We start from the raw sequence: 12,670 nt of genomic DNA on the forward strand, positions 1-12,670 counted from the left end.
CTAGGAGACTTTGGTGAGGTTGAGGAGGTGGTGTTTGAGTTCGGTGGGCACCCAGACGCTGACTCGGCGTGGCAGGTCGTTCTCGAAGATTTCGCGGTTTTTGGGTTGGTAGGTGTGAGGGTTGAGCCAGTTGCCGGGGTTCCACCAGGCGGTGGGGTTGTGTGGGGTGAGTGCGGCTTTCCAGTTGACGTCGAGGTGGAGGAGGGTGAGGTCGCGGCCGGTGGTCTTCAGGCCGGTGGCTTCGGTGTTCTGGGCGCTGAAGGGGGCTTCTTCGGTTCCCCAGGCGAGGTGGTCCAGGCCCAGCATGGGGCCGACGTTGTCGTGTCCGCCGAAGGGCTCGAGCTGTCCCGCGAGCTGGAGCCAGGTTCCCACGTAGAAGCCCTCGATGACCTCGGTGTTGAAGCTGGCTTTGGAGGAGTTGGCGAGGGAGCTCTTCAGCATCGCCTCGTTGACGGTGCGGTTGCCCTCGTGGACTTCGGTGACGTCCATCATCAGCTCGAGGTCGGCCTTGAGGGTGGAGAAGCGGCCGGGCACCTCGATCTCGACGGCGACGCCGTCGGTGACCAGCTGTTTGAAGTGGGGGCCGAGGAAGGGCTTGTTGACGACCGCGCCGGCCTGCCGGAGCAGGTTCATTCTCGGGTTGAACCAGCTTGAGCCGGGGGGTGGGTTGGAGACGTAGTTCTGCCACAGGGCGGAGACGTAGGAGGAGAAGTCTCCCGTTCCGTGAATCTTGGCGGGGTAGAGCGCAGCGGGTGGCAGGACGAGTCGGGAGATCTTCTTGCGCAGGTCCGGCAGGCCGGAGAAGCCGAGCGGCTGGACGACGTTGAGCAGCCCTGGCCTCGTCTCCTCGGCGCGGGCGAAGTCCAGGCCCTCGCGTACGGAGGACAGAGGCGCGTTCACATCGAGCGGCCTGGTGGTGATCTGGGGGAGCTTGGGGTCCCAACTGGGCGCGACGAGCTCGTCGCCGTCGGGGGTGTAGGTCGGCGCGGTGTTCTCGGCGGTCGGGGTGTCGGGGTTCTGTGTCGGGTCGGTCGTGGGTCGTGCGAGCCCGGCTTCGAGGTCGGGCGCGTCCTGGGCGGTTTCGGTCGGGTCGGCGGCGACGGGCGGCGCCAAGGCGGTGTCGACAGCGGTCTGCGGTTCGGGGGCCGCGACCGGTTCGGGAGCGCCTTTGAGTCGGAGCATGTTCAGGTCGTGGCGGGTGATCAGCGTGCCGGTCTGGTCGGGGTTGACGTGGTAGGCGCGCACCCCCTGAAGGGCTCCGAGGGTGGCGGCGTCGATCATCGCGCTCGGTGCGCTCTCCTCGGTGATCTTCGCGGACCAGGTGACCGTGCGGGTGAACTCGCCGGTCCTGAAGTCGGCCAGGTCCAGCGTGGTGCCGATGCTGGCCTCTTGGCCCTCGGTGAGCGCGGCTTTGCGGGCGGTCTGGCCGTAGTGGGTGAGGTTGAAGCTGTTCCACCAGCTGTTGACGGTCTTGGCGTACGGCATGTAGCCGTACCAGAACCGCACGAAGTCCACGCCGTGGCGGGCGGCCCGTTTGCTGTTCTCTCCCTGCCAGGTCTCGGCGCCGTGCCGCAGGCCGTGTCGGTTGTGGGGCACCAGGCCCGTGAACTTCGGGTCGGACAGCTCAGCCTTCAGCTCGACGTGGAACGTGCGGTTGACGGGGAGGAAGGTCGGCACGTCGATGCCGGCGCGTTCGACGACGATATGCGCCCGGTGGGTGACCGGGACGGTGATGGTGTGGCCGTCGGGCAGCAGCTCCATGGCGGCCGCGGTGTTCAACGGGCCGAGGACCTTCCCGACCTCGTCCAGCACCACCTCGGCGGTGTGCTCGTCGTACTCCGCCTTGATCCTCTCGTGGACGGCGTCGGTGAGCACACCGATGTCCGGGGCCCGGTAGATCGACTCGGCCTGGAGCGAGCCGACCTGCTCCTCGGGCAGCTCGTAGGCAACGGAGGTGTCACGGTGCACCTGCAGGTGCTCGGGCATGAGCCCGAGCTCGGTGGCCTGCAGCGCGGTCATCACCGCCCTGCCGTGGCCCACGACCTCGCCGGTGGCCTCCTGCTCCCCGTAGGTCTGCAGCCGGTTGGTGTGCCAGAGCTTGACCGTGGCTGTGAAGCGGACCGTCGCCCGCCCGACCGCCATCGGGGAGACCTCCGTGTTGCCGCGGCCGATGTTGCCGCCCCGGCCCGTGACCTGCCCGGTGGTGTTCTCCTGCCGGTAGGTGAGCTGCGGCTGCAACATCAGCTCCCACGGCTGGTACGGCTCCGGCGCATGGGACTCCTCACCGCCATGGCCCTGCTCCGACTCCTCGCCGCTCACAGTGTGCGCGTCGGGTTCTTGGTGGGGCATGACCGGCTCGCCGAGCGAGAACGGCAGGCGCAGGCGCAGTCCGGAGAAGAAGCCGGTGGTGGTCTCCGCGGAAACCTCGGCGGCGGTGATCGCGCCCATGTCGTTGTAGGTGCCGAAGCTTCTCGGCACGGCGATGGTCTTGACCTGCTCCACCACGGCCTGGAGCTCGACGGAGCCGTGCACCTTGTGGCCGGTGGTCGCCCATTCGAGGGTCAGCTGGTGTGCGAGCTCGCCCTTCCAGATCTTCGTCGGGCGCTGCCGGAGGGTGGGCATCGCCACCACAGCGGCTGCCACGGCCTGCTCGATGCTGGTACGGGTGTGCGGCGAGATGTGGAGATGGAAGTCCTTGCCCAGCTCCTGGAACGTGGAGACGATCTCGGCGGTCACGCCGTCACCGGTCGCCTCGACGAAGATCTCGAGCGGAAACTCCTGCGCGCCCTCTTCCGAGCTCTGCCCCGTGCCCTCCCCGGCGTTGTCGGCCGCAGGCCAGACCAGTTCCTCCGCCCCCAAGTCGTCGGCACCGTAGGGAACCCACACCTGCTCACGTGTGAACGGGTCGATCACCTTCTTGGAGGTGATGTCGGCGGGGACGATGACCTTGTAGGAGGCCTGGACCGGCTGGCCGGCATGCACTTCCGGGAGCGCGGGCGGCAGCGGCTTGTAAAGATCCTCACTGCCCGGCCACGTGCCGGGCATGGCCTCCACCCGGCCCTGCCCATCCTGCGGATCCTGCGTGTCCTGCGGATCTTGCGTGTTCTGCACGTTCTGCAGCTGCGGATCCGTCGACCGGTCGACGACGACGTGTGATACGGGCTGGTCCACAATCCGCGTCCCGTCCTCCACCTGGGCGTCGTTCCCCTCCTGCGCCGGGGTGGTGTCGGCGGTCGCAGGTTCGTCGGCCGGTGGGTGTACGCCTTCGACGGTGAGGAGCAGGACGGTTTTGCCGGTGAATTCGGCGAGTCCGTCCAGGGCGAATCCCTGGAGACCGTAGGTGGCCTGGCCGGCGGTGATGCCCTTGGTGTTGACGTACCGTCCGTGGAGCATCGGCCTGGTGTCGAACCCCTGCAGGGGACCGCTGGCGGCCTTGCTGATGCGGTACGTGGCCTGGGGGCCGGCCCACAGGCCCAGGATGGTCGCGACGCTGAGCAGGTTGTCCTGCTCTTCGGTGTGGTTGACGTCCAGCTCGGAGTCGGGCAACCACGCGGACATCTCGGGGACGTTGACGCCGATGGTCCCGTCTTCAAGCACCTCGCCCTGCACGGCTCGGACGCGGACCATGACGTCCTCGCCGAACCGCCCGAAGGCGCTCTGCTTCGACAACGGGAAGGAGTAGCCGCCGGAGGAGAACATCTCGTGCTGGTGGGTGCGCAGCGTCTCCGGGTGCAGCCCCTTCTTGAGCTGCTGTTCATTGGTCCCGGCGAACTTGTTGTCCACCAGATAGCCCAGGGCGCCCTCGGTCCAGCCCTCCCGCGACGTCTCCTGGTTCGGCAGGATCCCCGGGAACTGCTCCCGCAGGAGGGTGGTGGCCTGTTCCAGCAGGCCGTCCGCGCCCTCCAGCTCGGAGAAGCGGTGCAGCGCGCCGAACTCCAGGCCGACGCCCTCGTCCAGCCGCAGCTCCGGATCCGCTTCCCTGCCCTGCGTCTCGGGCTCAGGGAGCTCCGCCCACTGCGTGGCGTCCTTGCGCAGCGTTCGCAGCCACAGCGGGCCCAGCTGCGCGTCGACCGGGGCGTCTTGCGGTCGGTCGCTCCGGCTGAGCTGGGCCTCGACCGCGAATTCGGTGACGGCGGTCGGCTCACCGGTGTACCGGATGCCGTGCATCGCGGTGGTGGTCATCCCCATACCGCTGTGGGCCGCCTCGGCGTCCAGGCTGGCCCAGAACCACAGCCAAGGCGTGAGCGAGTCGCTGGCCAGCACGTGGAAGTCGAGGGCGAACAGCGTCAGGCTCGGCGGGATGTCCATGGAGTCCTCGTGCGCCAACGCCCACTCCACCAGACGCGTCACCCGGTCGTCGACGTCCATCCACGTTGCCGTGTCACTCTCGATCACCACCTGCGGCCGCTTGGGCTTCAGCTTGACGTTGATCGAGACCGGCGTGCGCCCGTCGTGGTCGCCGAAAGTGAGGTCGTACCCCTGCCTGCGGGCAGCCAGGTGCACGATGTTCTTCAAACCGACGTAGCCGATCTGCGCCTCAAGGCGGCGGCGGGCCGCCGAGCCGGGCTGCGCCAGGTCACCCGCCAGATCCAGGATCCGCGACTTCAGCCCACGCGCCCCGGGGAACGCCTCGACGGCCGAATTCGACGGCAACGCCACCGTGGGATGCGTCCCCGTCACAAGGTCTGGCGCGTACTCCGCCCGCACCCGTACCGGCACGTCCTGATCCACCACGTGTCGTGATTTCTGTCCGGCTGCGGCCGCGTCGTTGAGGGGACGCGCGCTCTCCACCGAGGAGAAGATGTTGATCGCGTCGGCCACCGTCGGCGGGGTCTCATTGCGCCACACCCGAGGCTCCGGGTCACCGCCGCGCAGCCGCGAGAACCAGATCTTCTGCTGCGACTCCTCCACCCGCACGTTCACCGCCGCGTCGTAGGCGAACAGCAGCGACTGGTAGGAGGAGTTCTTGACGGTCTTCTCCTCCGTGGCGGTCACCTTGATGTTGTTGGTCTCGACGTGCTCACCGGTGACGATCGTCAGGAAGCCGGAGTAGTCCTCGATCGCGTCCATCTGGAACGGCTCGCGGCCCGCCATCTCCTCCACCGCCCAGGCGACGTTGAGGTTGGCGTCCGCGAAGTAGCCGTGCCCGTAATTGCGCCCCATCGCCCCACGCCGCTGGCCGGTCTCCCTCAGCCGGATCTCGATGGCGTCCGACAGCTGCCGCCACGTCTTCAACCCGAGGCCGACGTGGACCTTGTGGCCCTGCACGGTGAAGCTGTAACTGTCGTTGATCAGCTGGGTGCCGTTGCGCATCAGCGCTTCACGCGTGGTGTGCTGATCGATCAGCTTCCTGTTGGCGTCGCTCTGCACATGCTTCGGCAGCGTCCTCCAGATCTCGGAGCGGATCTGCTCGATCGTCTCCGCCCTGATCCACTGCGACACCTCCGTGCCCAGCACGGCATCGTCGCCCGTCATGTGCTTCGGAGGCGCGTACATCGCCTCCGGCGCCCAATCCTGGCGCACGCCCGCGTCATCCCACGCCGTGAGCCCCTGACGGGCGACGACCTGCTCGCCCACCTCCTCCAGCAGTCCCTCCAACGCCTCCTTGGCCTCCCTCAGGTGCTCGACCGATCGCTCGAACGACGCCCGCTGCCCGGCGTCCAGGGAGAGCGACGCCGCATCCTGGCCCAACGGGTCGGCGGAGGTGATGTAATCGCTGCCCGTGGCAGCGGCGACCTGGCCCGCCGCCTGCGCATACGCCGCCGCCGCCTTGTTCATCGCCGCGTTCAGCGCCTCGCGGGCCTGCAGCCGGTACCCCCGCGGGGCATCGCCGTCGCCGCCGGCCGTCCCTGCATGCGCCCTGGACGGCAGTGACGTCAGGCCCGGCAACGTCTCGACGACACGGGCCACCAGATCGACGTACCACCGCGGCCGGTCCAGCAACTCGCTGGGCAACGCCGTCTGCCCGGCCATCTGCGACGGATGTGCCTTACGCGCGTCCCGCCACGCCTCCACCGTGGAAAACAGCTGCCCCAGCCGCGACTCAACGGCATCCAGATCCGCCTGCGTGCTCGCCTGCTCCAGCGCCTCGACCTGCTCGGCGATCGCCTCCTGCAGGTGGATCCGGCGCACGGCGGAGTCAGCGGGGACGAGCTCCGTCACGGTGCCGTTCAACGAACCGAACGCCGCGCCGAGTCGCTCGGCCCGCTCCGTGTACGTCGCGTCGACGTACGTCGCGTCGACCTGGTCGGCCGCGGCTACGGATACCTCGGCCTCGGGGTCCGGAGCGACGCCGCGCGCCGCGACCCGGGCCTGCGTCGGCATCCGCTCAGTGGTGACGGGCGGGGCGAAGCCCAACCGGTCCTGCAGCCTCGCGGCCACCTGTTCGGCGATGTACGCGCCGTAGGCGTGGACGGCGTGGAGCACCCATGGCCGGGCCCATTCCCGTCGAGCAGCGGCCGAGGGGCCGTCCGGGAACTGCCTTTCGAGGATGAGGCCGGCCTCCGCCGACATCTCGGTGAAGACGTCCGGCTCCGTGTCCCGCAACCGCTGCTGCGCGTCGCGCACGCTATCCCCGGAAAGCTGGTCGGCGATGGAGATCGCGGCGCGGTGCGCGGGCTGGTACTGCGGATTGGGGAGGAACGTGACCGGCGTCGTGTACCTGCCCGTCGTGCTGTCCAGCTCCGCGCCGTTCACGATCTCCGCGCCGACGATGAACTGCGGCGCGATGCTGTCCGGGTGGAGCACGGTGTCCTCGTGGCCCTCCGACGCCATCTCGGGGAAGGTCGCCGCGACGTCGAAACCGCCGGGGACGTCGATGAGCAGTCGGACGCCCACGCCCTGCGGCACGGTGCGGACGCTGTCGGAGCGGGTGGTGGCGATATAGCCCGTGGAGTCGGGGTCGAGCAGATACGTCTGGAGGTCTGGCAGGGATCCCTCGTTCAGCGCCGGGAGCCCGTTGACGAAGATGTGGTTCAGGATGTCCTGATCGTCGCTCTCCAGGTCGAAGAAGAGCAGGCTGTCGTCCTGGCGGTATTGGGGGACGACGGTGGCGTCCGTGTTGGCCCGGATCGTCGTGAAGTCGATCTCCGTCAGGGTGGCGTATTCGAACGAGAAGTCGTACTCGGGGTCCGCGGACCGCTGTCCGGGCAGGGGGATGAAGCCAGCTGCCGGCGGTGCCGCGTTCTCGTCGAGGTGCACGTTTCGGCTGTGCAGCAACCCGGCCGACCCGGGGTCGAGCCGAGGCGGTCCCTGCGGCGGAATGAACGCCGGCGCGGAGTCCTGGGACCGGCTGGTGGGCGGCGCGAGCGGCGGTGGCGGAGCCACCCAGCCGTCACCCTCGGGCAGGAAGACCTGCCAGGGGCGCCAGTCCCTGTTGCCGGTCCGTACCACATCGCCCGGGGGGTCCACTGCGATCACCGGCTGCATCTCGGCGTCGGGATCGCCCTGGTGTATCCGGCCCCAGGGACCGAAGACGGGAACGTTCAGCTCCGAAACGAGACGCTCCGCCATGCTCGGCGTCCATTCCAGCACCTCTCCGGCGTTGTCAGCCCCCTCCGGCGCCACCTCGGCCACATCGCCCATGCCCGCGTTGTCCCAGAGCAGCAGAACGGGCTGACCCTCGGCGTACAGACGCCCCTCGATGTCCGGGGTCTCGCGGATCCAGCGCGCCAACTGGCTCTCATCGATGTATTCGCCGTAGTTGTCCGTCTCAGGGTCATGGACCTGCACGTGCGGACCGGAGCCCTTGGCGTGAACGATGAACGGCCTGCCACCCGGAGTCCGCTCCTCGACTAGATCCTCAAGCATGCCGTCCGGAACGAACGGGAAACGCATCCGGGAATTCCCGGGCCCGTCCAACGAGATCGCCCCCGAGAACAGGGGGGACCCCACGGATACCTGCTTCCGTCCCGGCGGAGCCGCCGAGAATTGAATGAACGGCTCATCAGCCACATCCGGGGCATCCGTGATGACGGTGACCTGGCCCGCATGATGGAGCCCCACGAGGTAGGGCGCCGCGTAGGTCTTCGGGCTGTTCAGGGCGTCGGCGACCGCCTGCGCCGCGAGGGTCGCCGCGTACGTCTGCCGGCCTGCCCGGCAACCCAAGATGACGATGTTGGGCTCGATGCCCCGCGCCCTCCAGGATTCCACGAAATGCGTGAACTTCGGCATCCGCGCCAGCAGGTTGGTGATCGTCTCGGGCGGTACCCAAACGTCTCCGTGTTCGTACGTCGCAGGATTGAAGCTCTCCGGATCCGCGTGCACGTCTATATAGGCAGTGGGGCCCCGCCACTGCTGCCGCTTGTGGCCGAGAACGGCGCGTTTACCCGTCTCGGGGTCGGCCTTCACGGACACCTGAGTGACAACGGCATCCGGCTTGTCGGGGTTGTGCCTCGCCCATAGGTCAGGCTCGTACGCGGAGTCGTTGGTGTCATGGAACGCGAACACTCTGGCATGCGAGACAGCCGTGGGCAGCACCCGCACCTGGAACGTCTCGGTCGTCAGCGATCCGGAATGCTCCGCATCCCACCCTGCCGCGCGGTCGAAGGCGGCGTTCGAAGTGGTACCGGGATCCTGCAGATCGTTCGCGATCTGCATCAGCTTCTGGTGCCGCTCGGTCTCACTGAGGTTCAGCGCCGACCATCCCGCGTAATGCTCCTCGATGATCTCGTACGCGGTCCCCAACTCGGCCTTGAGCAGCGCCGGCTCCGGCAGCGACGTCCGCAGCGCCTCCTCGTGCCGCAACTGGTCGGCCAGCTTCGCCGCCGCCGCCAGGCCCCGCGACCAGTGCTCGTGGGCCACCAACTCCACCGCGGCGTCCTGCCGCCCCTCACTGACCTGCTCCCACAACAGATCCTCGGAGAGCGCCTCGCGGACCTTCGCCCTCAGCTCGGCGAGCCCGTCAGGGGTGAGGTAGAGGTCCGTCAGGCCCTCCTCCGCGAGGGTCCGCGGCGTCTTCTCCTCCGCCAGCCTCTGCGCCAGCTTCTTCAACGCCTCCGGCCCCTCGGCCGCGGCCTGCTCCATCGCCGCCCTCGCCTTCACCGCCCCCGGCGGAAGTTCCCGCCCGTGCTCGCCGATCGTCTTCAGAGCGAAACCGACCACGCCGTCCTTCGTCGGCGGCCCAAACTTCCTGAAGCCAACGGCGTCACCGTCCGCGAACCCCGCCGAACTCGGTACGTCGAGATCCTCCTCATCCTCCTCTACGAGGGCGTAATCAACCGCAGGGCCGTCCTCATCCCGCCACGCCTCCACGGTGGAATACAGCTGCCCCAGCCGCGACTCAACGGCATCCAGATCCGCCTGCGTGCTCGCCTGCTCCAGCGCCTCGACCTGCTCGGCGATCGCCTCCTGCACGTGGATCCGGCGCACGGCGGAGTCGGTGGGGACGAGCTCCGTCACAGTGCCGTTCAACGTACCGAACGCCGCGCGAAGCCGCTCGGCCCGCTCCGTGAAGGCCTGCTCCCCGAGGGACTCGGGGCCGCCCCGGTGGATGTGGGGGGTGAGGTCGTCGGTGGTCTGCCGCAGGTGGCCGTCGCTGAGGGCGAAAAGCTGTTCCGAGGACGCCTCCACGCTCCTGGAGGCCAGTGCCTCCGTGTGGCCCGCCTGGCTCCGCACGGGCTCCTGGGGCGCGGCCAAGGTGTCCCCTGGGGGCAGGGGATCGTCGGGGGCAGGGGCGGTGCCGGAGTCCGCCTGCGGCGGGGCGGGCGTCGGCATGGTGGCGTCCGCGAGCTGCCGCAGCACCATGTTCATCGGGTTGCTGCGCCCGGCCTCGGTGGCGTCCCGGGCCAGCAGGGAAACCACGTACTCGTGCATGACCGCGGTGGTGAGCGGACGGCCGGCGAACTCCGGGTCCGTCGCGCGCCGGGCCTCCAGGATCGCGTACAGGGTCAGCGCTCTCACGTGGACGCCCTCTTGGTCCTCGATGCCGACCCCGTTGACGTGCCGCGCCAGACGGACCAGGCGGAGCGCGGTCTCCGCGTCGGGGATCTGAGACGCGTCCATCAGCTGCTGCAGCCGAGCCTGATCGGGTTCCGGCCGCCGTTCGATCCACCGTGGGTCGGGGACATCGCTGCGGAGGTTCAGGGACGGGTCGCGGAGGTCCCCGCCGGGCGCTCGCCACTGGTGGGTGAGTGTCACCGTGGCGTTCGAGGCGTATACCCGGCGACCGACGTCGTTGGCTAGCTGCCCGCCGACGGTGAGGTGGGTGAGCGGATCCTCACCGGGGAGCAGGAGCTCGGCGTTGCAGGCGAGAAGGACGACCGGGTCGGCCGCCGGCCGTGCGGACAAACTGGGCCGACGGCGCAGCATCTGCCCGAAGCCGAGGCGGTCGAGCGGACGTTCGACGCCGTCGCTGCGCCGTACGTGCACCGCCTGGTTGCCGGCGTGGGCGCTGAAGAAGTACGGCTGCTCGCCACGCTGCGCCCAGGGCAGCGGTACGCCGGAGCGTACGACCGCGTCAGCCGCGGCATTGATGACGCGGTGGGTGCGCCAGGAGTTCAGCGTTCGGAAGGAGCGCTCGGTCCGGGCCCAGAAGTCCGGGGCCAGCGAGGCGCGGCCGATCGGGTGTCCGTCGCCGTCCACGATGGGTTCGCTGATCAGCCCGTCGGACTGGCTGGTCGCACCGGGGAACAGATAGCTGTCGCCGACGTCGGACCTGACCCACACTCCGGCCGGCAGGTTCCGGCGGTCGTCACGGTGCGCCCCGAAGTGCTGACGGGCGACGTCCTCGCCGTCCGCGTGCGCCTGGATCACCTCACGCCGGAAGAGCGTGCTCGTGTACGACCAGGTGGGCCTGCCCACGGCGTTCGCGACCGCGCGCGGGGCCACCATCGGGCCGCTTCCCGTGCCGGATCCGGCGAGCACCACATGCACCCCGTCGGGCCGGTCCGCCAGCAGTGGATCACGAGCCAGCAACTGCGCCAGTTCCTGGTCGCCCAGGTAGTAGTCGGTGCCCGCGTGGTGCAGCACAGGGCCGGACGGGTCGCGTCGCAGCAGGACGGGGTAGGCGCTGCCACCCGCGCGGACCCACGGCGCGGGCGTCAGCACGTCGAGCTCGATCCGGTCGGGGGCGGGGTCGGGGACCAGTACCGAGCCGGTGATCAGCTCGCCCCGGCTCGTCGCGGGGTCGTGGAGATCCCAGTCGCGGCCGGGTCGGCCGTGGGCGTCGTGGAAGACGGAGTCCTCGCCGAGCAGCGGCGCCAGGTGGTGGAGGGACAGGTCGCGCAGGGACGTCAACTCGTCCGCCTGGTCCGCCCGGAGGATGTCGTCGACCAGGTCGAGCAACTCGATGTGGTGGGAGGCGTCAACCGTGCTGCCGGGCCGCAGGTGCAGTACGGCGCCGGCCACCAGGTCCAGGTCCAGCGGACCTCGGAACTCCCGCTGCCACAGGGCTTCCAGGAGGTCCACCGCTTCGTCCTCGCCCGTCGGGTCCGACGCCTCGGGCGTGGCGACGGCGTCACCGGGCGGGACGGGGAGGGCCGAGGGACCCGCGAGTCCACCAGGGGCCGGTTGCCCCTGCTCATAGGGAGTGCCGGCGAACGTGCGGAGGGCTTCTCGGACGGCCGACGCAGCCTGCTCGAAACTCGTCCGGACCGGGGAGGAGGGGCTGGATTGCAGGGCGTCCAGCCCCTGCTGGAGCGTCATGTGGAGGGCATTCAGCCGGTGACCGACGTCCGGCGACAGGGGTTCGGCGCGCCCGGCGTGGGCGGACACGTTCGTGACCAGCAGGGCTTTGTCGAGGGCGGGCAGCACGTGATGCCTGTTGCCCTCGGCGTCGGACAGCGTCAGATTGCCGGTGCGTTCGAAGACGTCCGCGATCTGGACGACCAGGGAGTGCTGGAGGACGTCCGCGGCCGATTCGGGGTCCGGCCTCGTGCGTGTGGCCTGTTCGTAGGCGTCGACGGCGAGTTCACTGATCTCGTCGAAAACCCCGTGGAGGACGGCGTCCGTCAGGTACCGGCGGTCCTGGCCGGGGCCGGGCACGACGGAGTCCACGCTGTAGTCGCGCAGTTCTATCAGGGCCAGTGGGTGGGTGATGCGCCCGCCGTTGGTGTCCAGATCAGGGTAGTCCTCCATCCCGAGCAAGGCATGCTGAGTGACCTCGGCGCCGGAGCGGGCAGAGCCGATCAGAGCCGTCTCCAGGTAGTCCCGCGTGGATATCGTCCCCTCCTTCCATCGCTCCTCCAGGATGTGCTGCGTGTCGCCCACGAAATCGGGGGCGCCCCTGAGGAACTCCTCCACGAGGTCGCGCACATGGTTCTCGAACAAGGTCGTGATAGTGCCCTCGTGGTCCACCAGGAAGTCCTTGACCTCTTCGTCCAGTGAACCGCGCAGGACATCGAGGGGTGTCCGGGACGCGGCCGGGAGCACGTTCTTCGCCAGCACCCTGTACCCGCTCCTCTTCCACAGGGGAAGCGCGGCGACGTGGTTGAAGGCCAGCCATGCGTAGCCGCGCAGTGCGTCCAGACCGACGAGATCGGTCAGGAACAGCGCCTCGTTCGGTGTCACCGGCCGTTCGAGCAGCCGCTGCGCGTACTCCGCGGCCAGATGGTCCGCGAAGTCACGTCCCGCATCGAGCAGCACGCCCAACCACGGGCTGTCCAGGTGGGAGCGCACCAGCTCGAGCAGGGGGGCGAGTCCGGCGGCGGGAACGCCGACGGTGAACTGGGTG

1 protein-coding gene (running past one end of the window) is annotated in these 12,670 nt (G+C 69.1%); it reads right to left on the bottom strand.

The window, feature by feature from the left end; translation table 11 throughout:
• Nucleotides 1–12,670 carry the 3' portion of a hypothetical protein gene (locus AB0I23_RS09285; RefSeq protein WP_359108339.1) on the bottom strand. 39,506 nt of this gene lie beyond the right edge of the window, so only the last 12,670 of its 52,176 coding nucleotides appear in the window; its start codon lies beyond the right edge, outside the window; it ends in the stop codon at nt 1–3.

This window comes from Streptomyces atratus (assembly GCF_040655115.1).
Taxonomy (GTDB): Bacteria; Actinomycetota; Actinomycetes; order Streptomycetales; family Streptomycetaceae; genus Streptomyces; species Streptomyces atratus_D.